We start from the raw sequence: 22,172 nt of genomic DNA, 5'->3' as shown, positions 1-22,172 counted from the left end.
AGAGCCTGTTTCATAAGCGAGGTAGCCACTCGTTGATTGCGGCGATGTGGATGGTGGCTTCGTAGCGGACGGCGAGCTTGTCGTATCGGGTGGCGAGGGCTCGGTGACGTTTGAGGCGGTTGATTCCGCATTCGACCGCGTGTCGCTGTTTGTAGGTGTGCGGGTCGAAGGCTGGTGGTCGACCGCCGTTGCGTCCACGCCTGCGGCGATGCCGGATCTGATCGGCAGGCTGGGGGATGGTGCATGCGATCCCACGTCTGCGCAGGTGGGCCCGGTTGGCGCGGGAACTGTAGGCCTTATCCGCCAGCACCCGATCTGGTCGGGTCCGGGCTCGTCCACCACCGGTTCGGGCGACCTGGATGCCAGCCAGCACCGCCTCGAACTGCGGACTGTCCCCACGCTGCCCCGCCGTCACCAGCAGCGACAGCGGTCTGTGCCCCTGTTCGGTCGTCAGATGCAGCTTGGTGGTCCATCCACCTCGAGACCGGCCCAACGCGTGGTCAGCGGGTTCGGGCGCGCCCACCCCACCCGGCGGTTCCTTTTGCACCTCGCTCTCGGCCCGCGCGCCCGCCGCATGCTGATGCGCTCGGTTGATCGTGGAATCCACGCTCACGTCCCACGTGATCACACCGGCTGCGTCGGCCCTGCTCTGCAATGCCGCCAGGGTCACCGCCCACACACCAGCGCGCTGCCAGCGCCGGAACAACCCATAGACACTCTGCCAGGACCCATACACCGGTGGGACATCGCGCCAGGGAGAGCCCACACGTACTCGCCACCGAATCCCGTCGATGAGTTGACGCTTGGTCCACTTCGGTGGGCGACCCGGCTTCTGACCGACCGGCAGCAACGGTTCCAGTACTGCCCACTGCGCGTCGGTCAAGTCGGCTCGCCCCGCCGCCGCTACGCTGGCCACGAGGTCTCCGGTGTTCTCGATCTTCTTGGTCGTTGATCGATCTACCGGAGACCTCGCCTATTTGGCCAACGAAACGCCGCAAACCCTCCGCAGCAAAAGACCTCCCAGCTCAGCGCATTGAAACAGGCCCTAGCCCGAGACGCAACCCCTCTTCGGGGGTGACCGCCCTACCGGTGTAGAGCAACTCCAGCGTAGGGCCCTTACCGACGGCCTCTACCAGTCGCTGCGTGCCGCCCGCCCCGAGAAGCAGCCTCAACCGCACCTCGGGCAGGCCCAGCCGGGTCCCTTCGGCCACGAACCGCGGGTCGCAGGCCAGGGCCAGCTCCAGCCCGCCACCCACGGCCGGACCGTTGACCGCCGCGATCCTCGGCATCGGCAGCCGTTGCAAGTCGTCGAAACCGCGCTGGATCGCGCTGACGAACCTCGGAAACAATGAGTCATCGAGCCCGCGCAACATCTTGATGTCGGCGCCGGCGATGAACCTGGACCGGGTGCTGGTGATCACGACGGCACCGACGTCTCCCCGCCGCACAAGTGAGGTGGCCGCCCGGCTGAGCTGGTCCACGAGTTGCCGGTCGAGCGCGTTGGCGGGTGGCCGGTCGACAGTCAGGACCGCGACCGCCCGTTCGACCTTGACCCGAACGTAGCCGTTCTCCGTGGGCGTTCCCATCGTACTCACCGCCACGGGGAGAAGCCGGGGGCGCGCTTCTCCAGGAACGCCGATGCGCCCTCGGTCTGCTCACCCCAAGTCCAGAAGCCGGGGTTGACCTGGTCGAGGATCTTGAACCGGTCCTGCGCCTTGCGAACCGGTGCCAGGGAGTCGTCGAACGACTTCTTCACCAGCTTCAGTACCGTGGGGCTCAACGCCAGCAGTTCGTCGCACCAGCGCCGGACCTCGGTGTCGAGTTCATCCGCCGGTACGACCGAGTTGACCAAGCTCCACTGGAGAGCTTGCTGAGCGTCGTGGCGCCGACACAACATCCAGATCTCCTTGGCCCGTTTCATGCCGACGACGGACCAGAGGTGGCTGACGATCCATCCCTCGGCCGTGCTGGCCACGCGCGGCCCGTTCTGCCCGAACACTGACCCGTCCGAGGAGATCGTGAAGTCGCACATGTACGCCATGTGGTGTCCGCCCCGATCGCGTATCCGTCCACCCGGGCGATCACCGGTTTCAGGCAACCTCGCAACGCCTGGTACAGCCGTTCGCACCTCTCGTCGAAGGCGTCGGCTCCTGCCGCGGCGGAGATCGTCCGCGCGCTCTCGGTGGCGACGTCACCGCCGGCGGAGAAGGCTCGCTCTCCTGCGCCGGTCAACACGATCACGCCCACCTGGCCGTCCTCGGCGGCACGGGCGACCGCGTCGGTGAGCTCGACGAGCGTTTCGGGGGTGAACGCGTTGAGCTTCTCTCCCGGCTGAAGGAGAACATCGAGCTGTACAAGGACGCCGCGGAGAAGGCGGGCTGGCCTGACCGTCTTGACCGGGGGCGGTTCAAGTACGGCTGGGACGCGGAGAGGCGCCGCAGCGTGGTGACCTGCCGCTATATCCACGTCGTCGACAAGGGCCTCGGCGACATGGACTGCGCGGGCCGGGCGATGGAGCTGCAGTGGGACTACTACGGGCCCTTCGGTTTCGCGGCCGTGCTCGCCGAGGCCGACGAGCCGTTTTACGACCTGAGCATGAAGGTCACTGCGGACCTGCTGCGGCAGAAGGAGACCGCGATTCACGGCTCCAAGCTGTACCTGATCGACACGATCATGAAGGTCAAGCAGGAGTGTGGCTACGACGGCTTCATGTTCCACGCGTGGTTCGAACTCGGCGGCTTCGCTTGCCAGGAGGTCGAGGACCAGATGTCCTACTTTGCCGAGGAGATCATGCCGGTGCTGCACCGTGAGTGTGGCGGCAATCCGGTGAAGGACGAGCCCTCTCGACTTCGACGTCCAGCCTCGCACTCCCGTGGCGTGACCGCGAGCGTATCGCGAGGAGGTATTCGGAATGACTGGATTCACCACGGCCAAGCGGTTGTGGGCATTGGACTCGCCGACGTTCACCCTCGACAAGTCGATTCTGATGGTCGGCGCTTTGTGAGAGACCACGATCCTGATGCCGGCGTATCTGATCGAGCATCCGAAGGGTCTGGTACTCTTCGACACGGGCCTGGTTCCTGCTGCGGCCCAGGATCCTGAGGGCGTGTATGGCGAGCTGGCCGCGTTCCTCGGCCTTCGGTACACCCCCGAGCAGACGGTGGACCGGCAGCTCGAGGCGCTCGGGTACCGAAGCTCGGACGTGAGATACGTGATCGCCTCGCATACCCACTTCGACCACACGGGCGGGCTGCACCTGTTCCCCGATGCGGAGTTCTTCGTCTGTGAAGGTGACATGCGGTACGCGTATTGGCCGGACCCCGCGGGTGCGGCGTTATTCCGGCGGGAGGACCTGGACGCGGTGCGGGGCACCCGGTGGCGGGAGGTACCGCGCTGTGACGTCGACGTCTCGGCGACGGCAGTCTGGTCATCCTTTTCACTCCGGGGCACACGCCCGGGGAGCTGAGCCTGCTGGTGCGCCTTCCGGGTCGTAACTTCGTCCTCACCGGGGACACCGTCCACCTGCGTGAGGCTTTGGAGACGGTGGCTCCCACGCCGTATGACGCCAGCACGGAGGAGTCGCTGCGGTCGATCAGGCGACTGCAGTTGCGCCGCGACACCGCGGACGCCACGGTGTGGATCAGTCATGACAGGACTGTGCGGAGTTCGAGCACGCCCGCCTGCTACGAGTAGCCCCATCTCCGACGGGTTTGGGACCAGCGGCGCCCTGAAGGAGACGGAGCGACCATGGCAGACAGTACGGTAGCGCTGAGCGCCCAGGAAGGGGGCGACCGATCTCGCAGCACGGCCACAAGCTGCGGGCCTACACCTTGCAGCACGACGGGCTGGACACAGCGGAGGGGAACCAGGCGATCGGGCAACCTGCCGATAACCGGGAGTACCGCATTGGGGCACAGATCCTGCGGGATCTCCGCGTCAAGCGGATGTGGCGGCTCACCAACGACCCTGCCAAATGCGCAGGGCGCGGGATATGGAATAGGGATCGTCGAAGGGGTGCCCGTGGTGTGCGAGCACACGTCGCACAACATTCGGTACCCGCGAACGAAGCAGGAAAGATGGGGACCTGCTCGGCCTCACCCTCGTCGCCGCCGGAGAAGCGACATGAGTGAGTGCGGTCTGCTTGTGGACGAAGGGCTGTTCCGGGAAGCCACGAGCCAGTTCCCCAGCGGGTCACGATAGTCACCACCGTCGACGCGGCCGGCCGTCGCTGGGTTTCACCGCGAGCGCGTTCGCGGGCCCCGTCCGTCAGTCCCCGCTTGTTCTGGTATGCCTCGACAGGTCGGCCGACTGTCACTCCGCCTTCGGGCGCACCCACCGGTTCGCCGTCAGCATCCTAGGCCCGCGCCATACCGGCTTCGCCGTTCGGTTGCGACGAAAGGAGGGCGTACTTGGAACGCCCCGCCTTCAGAATGCGGTGGCGACGGTTGAGTGCGGGTCGAGGCGCGTTACCCGGGGCGGCGACCATACGATCCTGGTCGGCCGCATCCATCCAACACGCTCACTCGGCCCGAGACACCAGTCGTCTACGCGCGGAGGAGATTTTCGACGCCCCAGTGTGACACGAGGAAGCGACGGCAGCTCGTGACGCGCACGGTACTCGGCGCAGACACTGCGGCCTGCCTTCATGGCCACGGTGAGACAAACTCTGGAATGTCTATTTTGGGCTGCGCCAGAAACCTGAGATTTCCCTACTACTCTTGCTGGCTGATGACCGAGTCCGGCAGCTGGACTGATTTTGTCTGGAGGTATTCCTTGAGGCCGGCGGGACCGAGTTCGCGGCCGATGCCGGACTTCTTGTAGCCACCGAATGGTGCGCGTGGGTTGTAGGGGGCGCCGTTGATGTCGAGCTGTCCGGTCTGTATCCGGCGGGCGAGGGCGATCGCGCGCCGGTGGTCCGCCGACCAGATGGCGCCGGAGAGCCCGTACATCGTGTCGTTGGCGATCCGGACTGCCTCGCCGTCATCGCGGTAGCTCATGACGGCCAGTACTGGTCCGAAGACTTCCTGTTGTGCTAGTTCGGAGTCGCTGTGCACGTCGGCGAGCACGGTGGGGGCGATGAAGTAGCCGCGCTCAAGTACGGGCTCGGGGCCGCCGGTGACGAGTCGGGCTCCGTCCGCGACGGCACGTTCGATGTACCCGCGGACGCGTGCTTGCTGGGTCTGTGAGGCCAGCGGGCCGAGTCTGGTCGCTGGGTCGAACGGGTCACCGACGGTGTAGCGTTGCGCGGCCTGGCGTGCGAGCAGGAGCGCCTCGTCGTAGCGTGATTCGGGCACGAGCATCCGGGTCCATGCCGCGCAGGTCTGGCCGGAGTTGAGGAATGCGTTGCCCACGCCGACTTTGACGGCGGTGTCGAGGTCGGCGTCGTCGAGGATGATGTTGGCGGACTTTCCGCCGAGTTCGAGGCATACCTTCTTGATGGTGTCCGCGGCGATCGAGGCGACGCGCCTGCCGGTCGCCGTCGAACCGGTGAAGGAGACGAGGTCGACTCCGGGATGACCGGCTACCGCCTCGCCGACCTCTGGTCCGTATCCCGTCACCAGGTTCAGGACTCCCGGCGGTAGGCCGGCCTCGTGTGCCGCCTCCATGAACTGGTACACCGACAGGGGCGCCACCTCGCTTGGCTTGAGGACGACGGTGCATCCCGCCGCGACAGCCGGCAGCACTTTCGCGACCACCTGATACAGCGGGTAGTTCCACGGTGTGATGGCCCCGACCACCCCGTAGGGCTCCCGGATCACCAATGAGTTGCCGACCTGCTCTTCGAAGTTCGTTTCCTCGAGCAGGCCCCGATAGCTGCTGGCGATCGCCATGGGCACGGCGGTCTGCACACCGCGCTGCACCTTCAGTGGCGCGCCGATCTCCTGTCCGATGGTGGTGGCGATGTCCGGCAGTCGGGGCTCCAGAGCCGCGACCAGCCGGGCCACCCGGTCTCGGCGCTCGGCCATGGACACACCGGGATCGAACGCGTTCCGCGCCGCTGTCACCGCACGGTCGACGTCGTCGACGGTTCCGGTCGGCACGTGTCCGATGATCTGCTCGGTGGCCGGGTTGACCACGGCGATGCGGTCTGTCCCGCTGGGTTGCACCCATTGCCCGCCGATGTAGTGCTGTGTTCTGTCGTGCTGGTCCAATGCTGCGGCCTTCCCGGTCGGTGGTCGTTGTGGTGGTCTCACATCACGATGCTGGCGCGCACGACCTTGCGGCTGTCCGCCGCGGCGAACGCCGCGTTGATGTCTTCCAGAGGAAACGTCGTGGTGGTGAACTGGTCCAGCGGGAGCCGGTGCTGGTTGGCCGCGAGAAAGGAGAGCGCTTGGCTCAGCGCTGTGGGTTCGTACAGCGAGACGCCGATGATGCTCTTGTTCGCGGTGACCAGTCGGGATGGGTCGGCTGCGTAGGTTTGTCCCATGTTGATGTTGCCGACTTCCAGGTAGCGGCCGCTCTGGGCGAGCATCTTCAGGCCTTCCGGCACCACGGCCGGGGTGCCGGCCACCTCTACCACCACGTCCGCGCCGCCGTCGGTCAACTTGCGCGCCCGCCGGATACGATCCGCCGGATCGGGATGATCAGCGAGGCTGATCACCTCGTCAGCTCCGAATGCGCGGGCCAGTTCCAACCGCTCGGGGACCGCGTCGACCACGATGACCTGCGCGGCCCCGCGGGCACGGGCAATCGCCGTCGCGAACAGCCCGAGCCCGCCAGCCCCCTGTATGATGACGCGTTCGCCGAAGCTCAGGTCGGCTCGCTCCAGTCCGTAGATCATCTGCGACAGCGCACAGTTGACCCCCGACACCACTTCGTCAGGCAGCGTGTCCGGCACGGTGTAGAGCACCGCGCCGGCGGGGAGCAGAAAGTAGTCACCGTAGCCACCAACGAAGTAGGGTGGTCTGCTGGCGTCGCCGAGCATGGCCATCGTCAGCTTCTGACAGGACACGCGCCGTCCCGCCAGGCAGCTCCGACACCGGTGGCAGGGAAAGAAGTAGGGGAACACCACCCGTGTGCCCGTCTGCACCGGCGCGCCGTTGGAGTCCTCGGTGACTCGTTCGCCGGTTGCGGCCACCGAACCGACCATCTCGTGGCCGAGCACGGTTGGTAGCGTCCCGCCGAGCCCGCGGGTGACGAACGAACCGTGCCAGGCGTGCAGGTCTGAGCCGCAGATGTTGGCTCGGTGTACCTTCACCAGCACTTCGTCCGGTCCAATCGACGGTAGCGCGACGCGCCGCAGCTCAAATGGCTGCTCGGGTGCGTTGAATTGCGCGATCCGGCCCTCGAACATGTATTCTTCCTTTCTCGCCACGCCTGTTGCTGTGCCTGCGGAACAGGCGACAGGCCTACTGGCGGCGCGGTCCTGCGGTGAGTCGCAAGGGTTCCGTTTCGCTACACGCCGGGTCCTGGTGAGGAGTCGTTTCTGGGAGCGGCAGTCGGCGGCGGCTGGTGGCCGTGGTACGGCGTGACCGGCGTCGCGGTGGGGTCGAGCGTTCCTGCGGCGATGGCGGCTTCCTGGTGGGCGATCTCCGCTTCCAGAGCTCGATTGTCCCCGCGAGCGCGTGCGGCCAGTGAGCGTGCCGCTGTCGGGAGGAGCGTGCACGCACCGGGGATGCTTGGTCCGTGCTGGCAGTTTGTGCCGCCAGGATGCCGGGCGACGTCGGTTGAGGGTGTACCGCGCAACAGCGCACCTCCGAACCGGCGGCGTGCCGGGCGCGCGCACCGCACGCAGCTGGTGGCCGCGGGGATTGGGTGTTCCACCCATGCTTCGTGTCGTGCACGGCACGACGTGCACGAGTATTCGACGAGAACAGCCATGGTGTCAGTCGTAGCAAGCGGGTGCGTGCTTGAGCGTCGCCCAGTCCTCGGGATCGTGGGAGATCCACACCGTGGCATCGTGCGCCCTCGCGAGCTGCTTGAGGCGACGGATCGAGCGGACCGCCTGCAAGGTGTTGTAGTCCGACGGCATCGGAAGGTCTTCGGTGAGGGCCTGGCGGAGGTGGACGGTGTCACCGGTGAGCAGGAACGTCTGGTTGGGCAGCCGCACCAGCACGCTGGTGTTGCCGGGGGTGTGACCTGGCATGCGGTGGATGACGATGCTGCCGTCGCCGAACAGGTCATGATCCGTCGAGAGCTGGTTCCATTTCCAGTCACGCGTCGTGTCGAAATCCGCGGTCCGGAAGAAGGGTTTGGCTGCGGGCAACGGCCAGTACGAGTAGGGCAGGTCGCCTTCACCGATGTACAGCTGAGCGTCGGGGAAGAGCCGGATGCCGCCGGCATGGTCGAAATGCGCGTGCGAGACGATCACGTGATCGATGGCCGAGGGCTTGTAGCCAAGCGCCTCGAGTTTCCGGTCCACACGGTCCTCCGGGCCGTAGGCGAGTCCGACGAGGTCCGCGAGGTCGCCGTAGACGGCGTGCGGGTCCTCGGCCGCCTCGAACGCGATGCCGGTGTCGAACAGGACCAGCCCCCGGTCGTGTTCGATGAGAAAGGACGGTACCGGAATGGTGACCTGTCCCTGCCCGTTGACGATCATGATGCCGGTGTCGAGTGTGAATTCCGCCCCCGGCAAAGCCCACATCCGGTTGGCTGTTCCCGTGTTCATGTCGTTTCTCCTTGGTGTCGTCTTGACTTGGTTTCGCGTCAGGGGGTCTTGTCCGTGCTGTGGTTGTTTCCGGCGGCAATTTGTTTACGGAGCAGCTTCTTGTTGAATTTTCCGACTCCGGTCTTGGGTACCTCGTCGACGAACACGAAGCGGTCCGGCAACCAGAACTTGGGGAACTTCTCACGGAGGAATTCGGTGAGATCGTCGGACGCCACCGGCGAGTTGGTGGCGACGATGGCAATCGGTCGCTCCAGCCAGACCGGATCCGGTGCGGCTACCACCGCGGCTTCCCGGACTTCCGGATGCCCCATGAGTGCGTTCTCCAAATCGACTGACGAGATCCATTCGCCACCGCTTTTGATCAGGTCTTTGACGCGATCGACCAGCCACAGGTAGCCGTTCTGGTCGATGACGCCGACGTCGCCGGTGTGGAACCAGCCACCAGCGAAGCTGTCCTGGGAACGTGTGTCGTGGTAGTAGGCGCGGGCCACCCAGGGGGAGCGCGCGAGGATCTCACCGGCGTGTTTGCCATCCCAGGGCAGCTCTTCGCCGTGGTCGTCGACCAGCTTGATCTCCACGAGCGGCATCGGCTGGCCTTGGGTGCCGAGCAGGCGGAACTTCCCCTCGTCGTCGAGGTCGGTGAACTGGCTGGTGAGGGTGGTGAAGGTGAGCAGCGGCGACGCCTCGGTCATGCCCCAGCCCTGGCACACGTGCACACCGTGTGCTTGCTGCCACCACCGTATCTCGCCGATCGGGGGCGCCTGGCCGCCCAGCCACAAGGTGTGCAGCGAGTCGAGAACGTAGGATTGCCGTCCGGATTCGAGTTCCTGGCGCATGAGCATGCCGACCGTCACCGCGGCGACGCAGACACTGACTCGGGCGTGCTCGATGATCTCCAGGTAGTGGTGCGGTCGTGGCTGCGTTCCCGGCAACGCCAGCGATGCTCCTTGCAGGGCGCAGGCGTACGGCATGCCCCACGAGTTGACGTGGGACATCGGCGTCACCAGGAGATAGGTCTCCCGCTCGGCGACGCCGATCGATCCCTGCAGGCACAGGATCAGGGCGTGCAGCACGGTGCTGCGGTGGCTGTACACCACGCCCTTGGGTTCCCCCGTGGTGCCCGACGTGTAGCACATTCCGGCTGGGCTGTCCTCGTCAACATCGGGGAACTCGATCTCCTCGTCGGCGTCGGCGAGCAACTCCTCGTACCCGTAGACCGGTCCCAGCGCGGTCGTCGGCGGCTGGCCATCCCCGAACACGACCACTGCTTTCACATTGGTGAGCCGGTCGCGGATCTGTTCCAGCATCGGCAGCTGTTCAGGACTGACCAGGAGCACGCTGTCCCCGGCGTGTTCGATGACGTACCCGATCTGGTCCGGGGATAGCCGGATGTTGATGGTGTGCAGCACCGCGCCCATGCAGGGCACCGCGAAGTAGGCTTCGTAGTGCTGGTCGGTGTTCCAGCCCAACGTGCCCACCCGGTCACCGGTGCGTACGCCGAGCCGGTTCAGCGCGTCAGCCAGCCGCCGAACTCGCTTCCCGAATTCGGCGTAGGTATAGCGGCGGTAGCCGTCGTCGTGCCGCGTGATGATCTGTTTGTGCCCGAAGAGCCGTTCCGCGCGCCACAACAGCGTCTTCAGTTGCAGCGGCCGGTCCATCATGAGACTGTCCACGCTGCTCTCCCTTCGAATTCGGTGCCGGGTGTACCGGCTTTCCGCCTCGCTGTCAGGCGGAAAGCCGGGCGAAGTCCCGGGCGTAGTAGACAAGGGGGTTTTGATCGCGCAGCCGCACGTTGACCGCTTCGCCGATGAGGATCACGTGATCACCGGCCGGCTGGCGGGCCTGCGTCCGGCACACCAGGGACGCCACCGCCTCTGGCAACACCGGCAGACCGTCGGCGTCCGTGTCGAATTCGCCACCGGCGAACTTGTCCGCTCCCTTGGTGGCAAACCGGTTCGCCAGGGGAGCATGCTCTTCGCCGAGGATGTTGACCACCCACTTGCTTGAGGTGCGGAAGGCACGGTAGCTGTCGGCGGAGACGGCCAGACAGGCCAGCACCAGCGGCGGTTCCGCGGATACGGAGCAGAAGGCGCTCGCGGTGAATCCCCACCTCGCTCCGCAGTGGTCGGTCGTGGTCACGATGGTGACTCCGCTGGGGAACCGGGACATCGCCTCGCGAAACTGCGCCGCGAACGTCTCATGCGCCGGAGGGCCCTGTTGGCTGCGTGCGGTGGTCTCGGTCATGGCTGCGACTGCTCCCGGGCGGTTGTCGGCGTGCCGCCGACCGGATCCAGCCGGTGTCCCAGCCGGTCTCGTTTGGTCATCAGATAGGCGGCGTTGTGCTCACCGGCCGTGACGATGAGCGGTACGCGCGATGCGATCGTGATGTCGTAGCCCGAAAGCCCCGAGTATTTGGCCGGGTTGTTGGTCATCAGGCGAATCGAGTGGACGCCGAGGTCGGCCAGGATCTGAGCGCCCACACCGTACTCGCGGCTGTCCACCGGCAGGCCAAGGGCCAGGTTCGCGTCGACGGTGTCCAATCCCTGGTCCTGCAGGGTGTAGGCACGGAGCTTGTGCCCGAGCCCGATGCCGCGGCCTTCCTGACCTCGCAGGTACACCAGGACGCCGCTGCCTGCCTCGGCGATTTCGCGCAACGCCTGGCGTAGTTGCTCCCCGCAGTCGCAACGCGCCGAACCCAGGACGTCGCCAGTGAGGCACTCGGAGTGCACGCGGACGAGGACCTCGTCGCGGTTCGCGCCGTCCCCCGCCACGAGGGCGAGGTGCTCGGTGCCGTCGAGCAGGGAGGTGTAGCAGAACGCGTCGAAGGTGCCGTAGGGTGTCGGCAACGGTGCCTGCGATGTGCGTTCGACGAGGCGCTCGGTGCGCTGACGGTAGCGGATCAGATCCGCGATGGTGAGCACGGTGAGCCCGTGACGTCGGGCGAAGGCGGCCAGCTGTGGCCTGCGGGACACTGTGCCGTCGTCGTTGACGATCTCAGCGAGCACGCTGGCGGGTCGCTTCCCGGCCAGCCGCGCTAAGTCTACTGCGGCCTCGGTGTGCCCAGCCCGTTTGAGCACGCCGCCGGGCCGAGCGCGAAGCGGGAAAACATGGCCGGGCCGGGTGAAGTCGTGCGGACCGGCCGCCGGGTCGCTCAGTGCCCGGATGGTCGCCGCTCGGTCTGCGGCGGAAATGCCGGTGGTGGTGCCCTCGCGCAGATCCACCGAGACGGTGAACGCGGTGCCGCGGGGATCGTCGCCCATGGCCACCATCGGTTCCAGGCGGAGTTGGTCCAGCCGTTGCCCGTCCATGGCCACACAGGCGAGGCCGCTCGTGTGGCGCACCAGGAAGGCTATCTGTGCACTGGTGACGGTTTCCGCCGCGATGATCAGATCACCCTCGTTCTCGCGATCCTCATCGTCGATCACGACGACGAACTCGCCCCGGGCGAAGGCGGCCACCGCCGCGCGCACCGCCGTGTCGGCCTCGTCGGTGTTCTGGGAGCCGGACACCTGGATCGGCCGCGCGGACCGCTCGTGACATTGCATCTGTCGCATTCGTCGACACCGTTTCACTCTGGGAGTTTGGGCTCGGATCGTTTGACACCTTTTTTCCGCTTGGCGCGCAGCGCCGCCAACGTCGCGGCCGAGTCCTCCGTGGATTGCACGACGGCCATGTGTGAGGCGATCATGTTCAAGTGCGTTCGCGCGTCCAGGTGCAACGACTCGTATGTCGCACGCTTGATGAAGCCGACCGCCACCGGGGGCAGTGCCGCGAGGCGGGCGGCGAGCTCGTAGGTGCGGGTGAGCAATTCGCCGTCGGGGTAGCAGTGGTTGGCGAGTCCGATTCGCTCCGCCCTCGGGCCGTCTACCACGTCGCCGGTGAGCAGGAGTTCGAGTGCGCGGGCAACGCCGACCAGCCGGGGAAGCCACAGGCAGCCACCATCGCCTGGGATGAGGCCCGCGTGAATGTAGCCTTCGCTCAACCGGGCCGACTCGCCGACCAGACGGATGTCGCACATCAGCGCCATGTCCAGACCGGCGCCCACCGCGGTCCCCTGTACCGCCGCGATCACCGGTTTGTCCAGGGCCTCCAGGGCGCGTGCCACCCGGTGTACCTCGTCGGTGAGCATCCGCCGACGCGACAGCGGCGCCGGATCCACGGAGGTCAACTCGTCGAGGTCGATACCGGAGCAGAACGCGCCGCCTGCACCGCGCACCACGACCGCCCGCACCTGATCGTCCTTGGCCGCCTCGTGCAGCGCGTCCGCCCAGTGACGCACCATCTGAAGGGTGAAGGCGTTCTTCCGCTCGGGGCGGTTGAGCATAATGGTGGCGACCGCGTCAGCCCGGGAGTACTCCAGGTCAGCCATTTGCGCGCACCTCCGCCGGGTCGGTCACAAGCGTCCACAGATCTGGTGCGGCGCAGGCAGCCGCGCCGAGTTCCCGCTCCCAGAACCGCTCATTGCCGAACTCGTCGCGCCATGACCACAAGCGGGTGGTGATCAGCCGCAACGGATGCTCGTCGGTGAAGCCAAGCGCGCCGTGTACCTGATGGGCCAGTCGCGCCACCACGCCCGCGGCACGACCGGCCTGCGCCTTGGCCGCTGCCGTGAGGATCCAGTCCGGTTGCTGACCAGCTGTGGCGGCCGACATCGCGACCGTGGTGCTGGCCGCCGCCTCCCCGGCCATCGCCGCGAGGTGATGGCTGACGGCCTGGAACCGGGAAATCGGGCGGCCGAACTGCTCCCGCTGCCCGGCGTAGGTGATCGTCGAATCGAGTGCGGCTTCCATGGCCCCGCTGAGCAACAGTGCCCGGCCAAGCGCACCGCGAACCCGAAATGCCCTGCCGGAAATCGTGGCGTCCACTTCGGTGACGTCCTCGCCCGGCACGAAAGTGTCCTGCAGCAGCAAAGTATCCCGGGGCTCTCCGGCCAGGTTACGGCCACGTTCCCACGCTTCCCTCGGCGAGTCCAGGACCGCCACCAGCGGCTCGGCACGGTCAAGCAGCACCGCGACCCGCTCGGCCAGGTGGCCGTAGGGAACCCTGGACAGTTTCCCCGTCAACCGGTACCCCCCAGGGCATCGGTCGACCGTCATGTCCGTGGGCGCCGACGCGGTCAGCGGACCGGTCGGAACCGTCCGGCTGGCTGCGGCCAGTAGCCACCCTGCCAGCAGCGCCGTCTCCGCCAATGGCACCGGCACCGCGGCGCGTCCGATCTCGTGCACCACGACCGCGGCCTCGGCCAGCCCCGCCCCGGCCCCACCAGAGGACTCGGGCACCGGCAGCACGGTGAACTCCGCCTTTGTCAAGGAGTCCCATACCTCGTCAGCCCACCCGCCTGAGTACCGGGCCGCGGCCTCCGGCGTCCACTCCGAGCAGATCTGAGCCGCGGTCGCCGCGATCGCGTGCAACTCCTCGTTCATGCGCGCTCCAACGCCTTGGCGACGACCCCGCGCAGCACCTCGTTGGTGCCACCGCGCAGGGTGTATCCGGGGGAATGAAGCAGACCGCGAACAAGGTGGCCGGTGAACGTGCCCGGCGCCGCGTCCGGATCCAGCATCTCGTCGGCGAGTATCCGCGCCCGCTCGGCCACCTCCTGTTCGAACCGGGTGCCCAGATCCTTGACCAGCGCGGCGGCCACGTCGGCGGGTTTGCCCGCCGCGAGCACTCCTGCGACAGACAACGACAACTGCCGCAGGGTGAGCAGGCGGGACGTGAGCGCGCCGATCTCGACGACTGCCGCCGGGTCTCGGTCCGCGCGTCGGCGTACCTCGGAGACGAGCGCGGCCAGCAGGGGGAAGGTGGTGAGCAGGCGTTCCGGTCCGCTGCGTTCATAACCCAGCTCAGAGGTGACCTGGCCCCAACCGCTGCCGATCTCACCCAGCACATACCGATCCGGGACGAACACTCCGTCCAGCCGTACCTCGTTGAACTCGTGCTCACCGGTGAGCAGCCGGATCGGCCGTACGGTGACACCCTCGGCACGCAGGTTCACGATGAACTGGCTCAGCCCGGCGTGCCGCTCTCCGGAATCCGGTGCGCTTCTGGCGAGCACGAAGAACCACTGCGCCCGATGTGCTCCGCTGGTCCACACCTTCGTCCCGGTCAGCCGCCAACCGCCAGCCACTCTGACCGCTCGTGTCCGCACGGAAGCCAAGTCGGAGCCGCTGTCCGGTTCGCTCATGCCGATGGCGAAGTAGCAGCGTCCCGCCGCGATCTCAGGCAGGAACTCCGCCCGCTGCTGTTCGCTGCCGTAGCGCAACAGCGAGGGGGCGGTCTGGCGGTCAGCGATCCAGTGCGCCGCCACCGGGGCCCCCGCGGCGAGGAGCTCTTCAAGTACCACTTGCCGATCCAGCACCGTCCGTCCCTGGCCGCCGTACCGGCGCGGAATGGTCATGCCAACCCACCCCTGCTCAGCCAGCCGCCGCGAGAACGGCTCATCCCAGCCGGTCAACCAGGAATCACATTGGGGGGTGAACGCACCTCGCCGGATCTCGGAATCGAGAAACGCACGTACCTCGGACCGGAGCGGTTCCAGGTCCGGCGAAACCCGCATCACATCTATCGGTAGAACACGGCTACTCATCAGTGTCTCCAGTTCTGACAGAGGGATCCGCCGCCGCAGCCGATCGGCGAGAGGAATGGTCCGGCTGCGGCGGCCACGTGCCTCACAGCCAGTTCGGAGCGATCTCGGAGGCCCACAGCTCGATGCTGCGCATCTGCACGTCGTGCGGAATCGGTCCTGGGTACTGCCACTGCAGCAGATACTCAGGGTCGTGCTGCGACACCAACTTCTCGATCTGGCGGTTGATGTCGTCGGGCGTACCGACGAACTCGAACCCACGCTCACACAGAGTGTCGTAGTCGGACCCGATCTGGCCGGTCTCGCCGGGATTGCGCATCACTTCGGAAAAGCCCATCGGCCCGAACCAGTTCGGGAAGATGAAACCATTACCGCGCCGGGCCCAGTAATGGGCCTCGTCGGCGTCTCGTGACACCAGCACATCGCGGAAAATGCCTACCCCCTGGCCGCGCTTGAACGCCCCCCGACCCGCCGCCTCGGCCTCCTCCTGATACACGTCCAGCAACCGAGAAATGACCTCGTCATTGGTGTTCATCACGATTGGGACGATGCCCTCACGAGCACAGAACCGGAAGGACTCCTCGCTGAAGCTGAACGGCTGGAACACCTGCGGCCACGGCTTCTGATACGGTTTCGGGGCGATGCCGACCTCGGTGATCACACCCTGCTTGTCCTGCCCGCCCCCATACGCGTTCACCGCTTCGTGATTGAAATCGATTCCCGGTGGCGGAACCTGCCAGTTCTCGGTCTTCAGAGACGTCGTGCGCTCGCTCCACAACGCCTTCATGATCTCCCAGTGCTCGTTGAACCGCTTGCGGTTGGCCACATCACGTTCCGACTTGTCGGAGAACGTGGCGCCGACGTGGTACGTCTGCCCGAGCACGTCCGCCCACCGCTTCTGATACCCCCTGGCGATCCCGACGAAGGAGCGTCCGCGCGTCATCTGGTCGAGCATCGCGAGGTCCTCGGCCAGCCGAATCGGATTCTGGAACGGCAGCACGTTCGCCATCTGCCCGACCTTGATCCGCTGTGTCTGCATCGCGATGTACAGATCGAGCAGGATCGGGTTGTTCGACTCCTCGAAGCCTTCGATGTGGAAATGGTGCTCCGTAAACGCGACGCCCCAGTACCCGAGATCGTCAGCCAGTTGCGCCTGCTTGGTGATCTGGAAGAGCATGTTCTGGTAGTTCTTGTCGTTGACCCCAGCGAAGCCCTTCTTCATCTGGTCATAACTACCCACGGCTGGCAGGTAGAACAAAATCTCCTTCATAAACTTACTCCTCACATCGGTTAACTGGTCAAGCCCGGCTTCGGTAGACCACGAAAGGGTTCCCGCTGGGGTCCCGCAATACCGCCCGAATCTCGTGCGCCCCCTCAACCGGCCCGGACAACACCGTCGCACCGGCCGCCAGCAGCCGGGACACCGCAACCGAGACGTCCTCGCTCCGGAACACCGGCAACGCCGACTCCGGCACCGGATGGTCAGCCGGAATCGCCAAGGCGAGCTTTATCGACCCGGCGGAGAGTTCGGCATAGTCGTCCCGATCCCGCATCCGGACACCGAGCCCCAATCCATCTCGATAAAAGGCCAACGAACTTTCCAAATCGGACGCGGGGAGCAGGATAGACCGCAAATCACACTTCGAATCAGACACAAACACTCCATTCGTCCGATCTCGCGAGTTGGGCCGAGGTTTCACCTGTGGAAACAGATTGTTACCCGCCACGCGGACGAGCACGCCGTATCAATGTGAGACAACGACCATGCCTCGCGTCTGGCCGAGCGGGGTCGACCGCGCGTTTTCGCAGCGTGTCGGGCACATGATGGCCGAAGGTTCAGGTCAACGACTTCTGGGCGGAGCCCACTCAAGCCGCGTCAAGCAAAGGTGACCTGTGTCTCAAAGTGAGACAATCGGGCCAACGGGATTCCGCCCTACTCTGGTCGGACGATCACGTCACACCCCGTGGACGATGGAGTGCAGGCAATGGAGCCCACCTCAGTCGCACCCGGTGGCCGTGCCTCAGGCGGGACGGCCACACCTGAGGCACGCCACGAGCCCCCGCAGCTGTCCGTACGTGCCGAGATCGCGCTGTCATGGCGCCGGTCCGCAGCCTGCGGAATAACCCCTGACAAGAAGGCTGAACTACCCTACGATCCGGACTTCGACAGTGACAGCCGACTGCTGAAGGCGGCCACGCCGGTTGTGGAACGTCTCGCCAGTTCCCTGGCCGATACCTCCACCAGCATCCTGCTCGCCGACCGGCAGGCGCGGATTGTGCGGCGCTGGGTTGGCGAGAAGCCGCTGTACAGCGCATTGGACAACGCACACGCGGCCCCTGGGTTCGCCTTCGCGGAGGAGTATGCCGGCACCAACGGGTTAGGCACAGTCCTGGAGGAAGCTCGAACGGTCGCGGTTCGCGGCGAAGAACACTACGCGGACTTCCTACGCCACCTGTCGTGCGTTGGGGTCCCCATCCACAACCCGGTCACCCGAGCCGTCGAGGGAGTTCTCGACATTACCTGCCTCGCTGACGACTACAATCCGCTCATCCCCGCTCTGCTCTCCGAATCGGTACAGCACATCGAAACCCGGTTGAGCCACCTGTCCTCCCCCGCCGATGTCGCCCTCGTCGAGGCGTTCACCCGTGCCCGCCGTCTGCATCGAGGCGCCATACTCGGCCTCAACCCGAACATGATCCTCACCAACCCCATCGCCAGCGGCAATCTCACACCCCACGACCAGGCGGTACTCTGGGACGCGTCCACACAGTTGGCCCGTACCCAGCGCTCCGAAGTAAGCGTGGACCTCACGCACGGGCGGTACCGTGTCCGGTGCGAACCCGTCACGACCGGATCCCACCACCCTGCCGGAGTCGTGCTGTACCTCGATCCGATCCGGCCCCGCCACGTCAGCACGGGCTCCCACCCATCCGTGACGGCCACCAGCACGGGCATCACGCCTCCAGCGGGACGCAGCCCACAGTGGCGCCGCATCACCACGCGTATCCAGGAACTGGCTCAGCTCCCCGATCCGGTAGCGATCACGGGCGAGCCGGGCAGCGGAAAGCTCTACCTGGCCAAGTATCTGCACGAACTGTCCAGTCCCGCCCGGGGACTGCGGGTTTTCAACGCCGCCGACCCCACCGAGACCGCGCCCAAGAACCTGATCATCCGGGCCAACGAAACCCTTGGGCAAGGCGACAACGTCATCGTACGGCGAATCGAATACCTTCCGACACAGGCGCAGGCGCAGTTGCGGGCCCTCGCGGCGACCAGCCCCCATCCCACGTCCGCATCGACAACCGGACGACTCATCGTCACCGCCCAAACCACGACCCACACCAATGAGTGGCTCGAACAAGCCCTCGCGTCCTACCCGCACCACCTGTGGGTTCCGCCGCTGGCCCAGCACACCGAGGACATCGCCGACCTGACGCCGGTTCTGCTCACGGAACTCGCCGGTCAACCCACCGCACACTGCAGCCTGCCAACGCTCCAAGCACTGATGCGTAGCCCGTGGCCGGGCAACATCGCCGAGTTACGAGACGCCCTTGCCGCCGCACTCAACGCCAGCGACGGCCAGGAGATCCAACCGCACCACCTACCGACCTGGGTGCTCAAACGTGCACACCAACGACAACTATCCGTAATGGACCAGTCGGAACGCGAACTGATCATCGAAACACTAGCCAGCGTCGGCAACAACCGGACGCAAGCGGCAAGAATCTTGGGCATCGGCCGCGCCACCCTGTACCGCAAGATCCGTACCCTCGGCATCTCCACCGCCCAGGAACTCCAGATGGGGCTGTCTGATCAACTTATCGGACAGTCCCACTGCCAGGTGTCGCGAGACCGTCGAGGACCGGCTCGCTGATCGCGGCGGAGAAGCGCGCTGCGTCGACGGATGGATCGGCGGACGGCCCGCGTTGAGGCCAGCGACGGTGCTGGCTTCGAAGACGCTCAAGGCCACGGCGCCCGGATCGGCGCCCTGACTGGGCCCTGTCGGAGATACTGTCGAGCAGGAGAGCTCTACCGGCACCCGGCCGTCCGTGAAGTGGCCGTCGTCGGCGTCCTCGACATCCGCTGGGGCGAGACGCCAGTGGCCACCGTGGCGCTCCAGAACGCCGCCGAGGCGACGGCCGAGGAGCTCATCGCGTACGCCCGGGGGCGGCTTGCCCACTTCAAGTGCCCTACCCGGGTCGAGTTCGTGGCTGAGTTGCACCGCACAGCGACCGGCAAGGTTCTCTAAACGGTGCTACGTCAGCAGCAGGGCGCAGACGAACACGCAGTACGCCGCTGAGCTCAGTTCAGACTGCTTCCGTAATGCTAATCCGGCGCAGGTCACGATTCGAGGGAGAGGAACCGGACCGCGACCTCTGAGATCTTGCGTGCTGTCGCGGTTCGGTCCCACCTGGGCAGCGCCAGGTGACTGACTGTCAGGCGGACCATGGTGTCGGCCGCGTCGATGACATCGTTTTCGGGAAGACTCGGGTAACTCTCCGCGACCCATCCGGCCAGGGTGTCGGAGGCGAGGTCGAGGAGTCGCGCGGAAGTCGTGAGCAGTGGGAGCATCCCCGTGGACGCTTGGCTCCCCCCATTCAGGTCGCGGTTGGAGATGAGCACCGCCTTGAGCAGGGGGCTACGCCCCGCCTCGTCCAAGGTGTAGTCGACGGCTGCGGCGATGCCGCGCTTCGCATCGCCGACGTGCGCCTCCAGCGCCCCCTGGATGCCCTCCAGGAAGCGTGAGGCTTCCCGAAGCACGACGGCTTCTCCGAGGCCGGCCTTGTCACCGAACTCCTTGTAGAGAGCTGCCCGCGACACCCCGGCTCGGTCCGCCACCTCCCCCATGCGCACCCGGTCCCAGCCGCGGTCGATGATCAAGTCGTGGGCAGCCTCGAGTACAGCCGAGCGCATGTGCTCCCTGAACCGTTCACGCATGGAGTGTGCCCGCATGAAAGACAGGGTAGCGATCTCTGTCTCGCTACCGACTCCCGCCACCGATCTGGACAAGATCAAGCTACCGTGCGTGGTCGTCGGCACCCCTGGTCGTGACGCTGTACAACTGGACAAAGGCCCGCTAGTATCCCCGCACCAACTGCCGACGACGACGGCCCAACACCACCCTCCGTTCGTAGGCCGGCACGATCGTCTGCACGCCCCACTGTGCAACGGGAGTCAATGGAGCTGACGTCTCGTCTCCAGCGCGATGCGAACAGTACCCGATCCTTGAGCGACATCAGACGTCCCTCCGGCCGCTTCGTGATCGATCCTTTCGGGTAGACGACGAGGCGCGCGCGATCCACGGCTTCGACCGCGGCGCGGAGCCCAGCTCGGCTGTTGAACGATCGACCTCGATGTGGCCGGCCGGCCGAAACCACCAGCCGACAGCTCTGCTCTGAAACGGGCTCGTCTTTGCCATGAACCGGGGATCCGGCCCTCTGGTCCAGGATCATCTCCGCCGGGAACAACGGATCGGTTCGGGAGACAGGGCTGACCGCCGGCACCGCACCTCCCGTCTCGGCGAGGCGTTCCGTGCCGCGGCAGTCCACTCTCCTGGCCACCAGCAGCAGCGGTTTGCGAATGAGCAACACCAGCCACTATGCAGGACCGCGTGCGTCTCTGGGGGCGTGCCTCACGTCTGCAACCGACGCGATTCACCGACGCCCAGAATGATAGACAGAAGCCCCACCGCCGTCCACGCTGTCGACATCCAAGTCATCCTTGTTCGCCGCACTGGGCGGTGCCTCGGTGGTGACCACGGTCAGCGGTCGGCCCGCTTCGTCACACCGCAACCTTTGCTTTCAGGGTGGCCATATCGACTGCGGTCCCCTGGCCGAGCATGCGCTTGGTGGTCATGAAGTCCCGGGGACGGTTGACACAGTCAGCGGCTATCAGCTCGCCCTTCCGGAGGTAGTAGCAGGTGAAATCGCGGTCGGCGGTCGGGTCACCGCTCAGGACGATGTCGTCATAGCCCGTGTTGAGTCCCGCGATCTGGAGCTTGAGGTCATACTGATCCGACCAGAACCACGGGGGCGCTGTGACCTCCTTGTCCTTTCCACAGATGGTCGCCGCTGCCACCTTCGCCTGCTCCACCGCGCTCGGCACCGACTCCAGGCGAATCCGTCGGCCGTAGCGTGGCATGTCCTGCGAGGCGCAGTCCCCGGCGGCCACAATGGTGGGATCACTGCTGCGCGCGTGCGCGTCGATCAAGATCCCGTCGTCCACCGCCAGGCCGGCTGCCTCGGCCAGTTCCGTGGTCGGTTCGATACCGACCCCGATGATCACGAGATCGGCTGCCACAAGCTCGCCGCTCGCCAGGACCGCCTCGCGGACGCGGTGGTCGCCGACCAGGGCCTCGACCGATGCGCTCGTCCGCACGTCGACTCCCTCATGTTGGTGGACGCGCGTGAAGAATGCCGACACCTCAGGAGCGGTCACCCGCTCGAGGACACGGTCTGCGGCCTCCAGCACGGTGACGTCAAGACCCAGCGCGCGCAACGACGCGGCGGTCTCCAGGCCGATGTAACCACCACCGACGATGACGGCACGACGTCCGGGGATGGCGTGCTCGCGGATCCGCTTGACATCGGATGACCGACGTAGGTAGTGCACCCCATCGAGCTGGGTGCCGGCGGCACGCAGGCGTCGTGGGCGTGCGCCGGTGCAGAGAGCCAGGGCGTCATAGGACAGTCTGTCCCCCGTGCTGAGCAGGACCTGGCGAGCCGAACGATCGATCTCCTCCACGCAGGCGTCCAGGCACTCGATGCCCTGCTTGAGGTAGAAGTCCTGGGAGCGAATGGCCAACTCCGTCAGCGAGCACTTGCCAGCGAGGTAAGCCTTCGACAGAGGAGGTCTCTGGTAGGGCAGCACCGACTCGTCACCGACCAGCACGATTTCACCGGACCAGCCCTCCTGGCGGAGGCTGGTGACCAGCTGTGCCCCGGCATGACTGGCACCGACCACCACCGTGCGCGCTGAGC

The 22,172-nt window shown here is 66.1% G+C and carries 22 protein-coding genes and 1 pseudogene; 7 read left to right on the top strand and 16 right to left on the bottom strand.

Translation table 11 applies throughout. The features are described 5' to 3' along the window. Positions 1-10: 10 nt before the first annotated feature. The 3 genes and pseudogenes from FHU38_RS00405 to FHU38_RS00390 all read right to left on the bottom strand — a co-directional run bounded on the left by FHU38_RS00405 (position 11) and on the right by FHU38_RS00390 (position 2,466). Positions 11-916 carry an IS5 family transposase gene (locus FHU38_RS00405; RefSeq protein ID WP_167165535.1) on the bottom strand — a complete coding sequence of 302 codons (906 nt, stop codon included), beginning with the start codon at positions 914-916 and terminating at the stop codon, positions 11-13. 109 nt (positions 917-1,025) lie between these two features. Beyond that, a complete protein-coding gene (locus FHU38_RS00400) occupies positions 1,026-1,586 on the bottom strand; it encodes an enoyl-CoA hydratase/isomerase family protein (RefSeq protein WP_009156862.1) in 561 nt (186 codons plus the stop codon). A 5-nt stretch (positions 1,587-1,591) separates the two neighbouring features. Next, positions 1,592-2,466 (bottom strand): annotated as a pseudogene (locus tag FHU38_RS00390) (enoyl-CoA hydratase-related protein). Here FHU38_RS00390 and FHU38_RS27865 point away from each other — a divergent pair. The 5 genes from FHU38_RS27865 to FHU38_RS28080 all read left to right on the top strand — a co-directional run bounded on the left by FHU38_RS27865 (position 2,443) and on the right by FHU38_RS28080 (position 4,606). Then, a complete protein-coding gene (locus FHU38_RS27865; RefSeq protein WP_232285485.1) occupies positions 2,443-3,102 on the top strand; it encodes a hypothetical protein in 660 nt (219 codons plus the stop codon). The pseudogene FHU38_RS00390 and the gene FHU38_RS27865 sit on opposite strands and share 24 nt — an antisense overlap. After that, complete coding sequence (locus FHU38_RS00385; protein ID WP_269726575.1) at positions 3,020-3,466, top strand: MBL fold metallo-hydrolase; 447 nt, start codon at positions 3,020-3,022, stop codon at positions 3,464-3,466. Before FHU38_RS27865 ends, FHU38_RS00385 begins: the two co-directional genes overlap by 83 nt. Positions 3,467-3,474: 8 nt before the next feature. Next, the gene (locus FHU38_RS27615; RefSeq protein WP_269726576.1) at positions 3,475-3,693 is read left to right on the top strand and encodes a hypothetical protein; all 219 of its coding nucleotides are present in this window, start codon (positions 3,475-3,477) and stop codon (positions 3,691-3,693) included. Positions 3,694-3,794: 101 nt separating this feature from the next. After that, positions 3,795-4,130: a hypothetical protein gene (locus FHU38_RS28085; protein ID WP_083841001.1), complete on the top strand. Its 336-nt coding sequence runs from the start codon at positions 3,795-3,797 to the stop codon at positions 4,128-4,130. Further along, the gene (locus tag FHU38_RS28080; RefSeq protein WP_083841002.1) at positions 4,127-4,606 is read left to right on the top strand and encodes a flavin reductase; all 480 of its coding nucleotides are present in this window, start codon (positions 4,127-4,129) and stop codon (positions 4,604-4,606) included. Before FHU38_RS28085 ends, FHU38_RS28080 begins: the two co-directional genes overlap by 4 nt. Positions 4,607-4,712: 106 nt before the next feature. On the opposite strand, the gene FHU38_RS00370 is transcribed toward FHU38_RS28080, so the two are convergent. From FHU38_RS00370 to FHU38_RS00320, 11 genes are all read right to left on the bottom strand, one after another. Then, on the bottom strand, positions 4,713-6,152 hold the full coding sequence (locus tag FHU38_RS00370; protein ID WP_009156863.1) for an aldehyde dehydrogenase family protein: 1,440 nt from the start codon (positions 6,150-6,152) through the stop codon (positions 4,713-4,715). A gap of 38 nt (positions 6,153-6,190) precedes the next feature. Next, positions 6,191-7,315 (bottom strand): zinc-binding dehydrogenase, encoded by a 1,125-nt coding sequence (locus tag FHU38_RS00365; RefSeq protein WP_198285907.1) that lies wholly within the window; start codon positions 7,313-7,315, stop codon positions 6,191-6,193. Positions 7,316-7,825: 510 nt separating this feature from the next. Beyond that, the gene (locus FHU38_RS00360; protein ID WP_009156865.1) at positions 7,826-8,608 is read right to left on the bottom strand and encodes an N-acyl homoserine lactonase family protein; all 783 of its coding nucleotides are present in this window, start codon (positions 8,606-8,608) and stop codon (positions 7,826-7,828) included. A 38-nt stretch (positions 8,609-8,646) separates the two neighbouring features. Beyond that, positions 8,647-10,281, bottom strand: a complete 1,635-nt coding sequence (locus tag FHU38_RS00355; RefSeq protein ID WP_313886626.1) for a long-chain fatty acid--CoA ligase — start codon at positions 10,279-10,281, stop codon at positions 8,647-8,649. A gap of 52 nt (positions 10,282-10,333) precedes the next feature. Continuing rightward, positions 10,334-10,777 carry a flavin reductase family protein gene (locus FHU38_RS00350; protein WP_050998423.1) on the bottom strand — a complete coding sequence of 148 codons (444 nt, stop codon included), beginning with the start codon at positions 10,775-10,777 and terminating at the stop codon, positions 10,334-10,336. 71 nt (positions 10,778-10,848) lie between these two features. Further along, positions 10,849-12,162 (bottom strand): bifunctional 3,4-dihydroxy-2-butanone-4-phosphate synthase/GTP cyclohydrolase II, encoded by a 1,314-nt coding sequence (locus FHU38_RS00345; protein ID WP_208415498.1) that lies wholly within the window; start codon positions 12,160-12,162, stop codon positions 10,849-10,851. A 14-nt stretch (positions 12,163-12,176) separates the two neighbouring features. After that, positions 12,177-12,977: an enoyl-CoA hydratase/isomerase family protein gene (locus FHU38_RS00340; protein WP_009156869.1), complete on the bottom strand. Its 801-nt coding sequence runs from the start codon at positions 12,975-12,977 to the stop codon at positions 12,177-12,179. Beyond that, entirely contained in the window at positions 12,970-14,031 is a 1,062-nt protein-coding gene (locus FHU38_RS00335) for an acyl-CoA dehydrogenase family protein (RefSeq protein WP_009156870.1), read from the bottom strand. Before FHU38_RS00335 ends, FHU38_RS00340 begins: the two co-directional genes overlap by 8 nt. Then, on the bottom strand, positions 14,028-15,164 hold the full coding sequence (locus FHU38_RS00330) for an acyl-CoA dehydrogenase family protein (protein ID WP_243852321.1): 1,137 nt from the start codon (positions 15,162-15,164) through the stop codon (positions 14,028-14,030). The genes FHU38_RS00335 and FHU38_RS00330 overlap by 4 nt, the downstream gene beginning before the upstream one ends. A 112-nt stretch (positions 15,165-15,276) precedes the next feature. After that, positions 15,277-16,461, bottom strand: a complete 1,185-nt coding sequence (locus FHU38_RS00325) for an LLM class flavin-dependent oxidoreductase (protein ID WP_009156872.1) — start codon at positions 16,459-16,461, stop codon at positions 15,277-15,279. 28 nt (positions 16,462-16,489) lie between these two features. Then, positions 16,490-16,846, bottom strand: a complete 357-nt coding sequence (locus FHU38_RS00320) for a VOC family protein (protein WP_009156873.1) — start codon at positions 16,844-16,846, stop codon at positions 16,490-16,492. 330 nt (positions 16,847-17,176) lie between these two features. Here FHU38_RS00320 and FHU38_RS00315 point away from each other — a divergent pair, with 330 nt between their 5' ends. Then, complete coding sequence (locus tag FHU38_RS00315) at positions 17,177-19,066, top strand: sigma-54-dependent Fis family transcriptional regulator (RefSeq protein ID WP_009156874.1); 1,890 nt, start codon at positions 17,177-17,179, stop codon at positions 19,064-19,066. Positions 19,067-19,096: 30 nt separating this feature from the next. After that, positions 19,097-19,441, top strand: a complete 345-nt coding sequence (locus FHU38_RS00310) for an AMP-binding enzyme (protein WP_083841003.1) — start codon at positions 19,097-19,099, stop codon at positions 19,439-19,441. Positions 19,442-19,533: 92 nt separating this feature from the next. On the opposite strand, the gene FHU38_RS00305 is transcribed toward FHU38_RS00310, so the two are convergent. Beyond that, entirely contained in the window at positions 19,534-20,145 is a 612-nt protein-coding gene (locus tag FHU38_RS00305; protein ID WP_009156875.1) for a TetR/AcrR family transcriptional regulator, read from the bottom strand. Positions 20,146-20,973: 828 nt separating this feature from the next. After that, on the bottom strand, positions 20,974-22,158 hold the full coding sequence (locus FHU38_RS00300; protein ID WP_208415497.1) for an NAD(P)/FAD-dependent oxidoreductase: 1,185 nt from the start codon (positions 22,156-22,158) through the stop codon (positions 20,974-20,976). Positions 22,159-22,172: the final 14 nt, after the last annotated feature.

It is taken from the genome of Saccharomonospora amisosensis (genome assembly GCF_011761185.1).
GTDB lineage: Bacteria > Actinomycetota > Actinomycetes > Mycobacteriales > Pseudonocardiaceae > Saccharomonospora_A > Saccharomonospora_A amisosensis.
The sequence above is the reverse complement of the archived record's forward strand: the minus strand, read 5'-3'. Positions and strand labels throughout refer to the sequence as shown.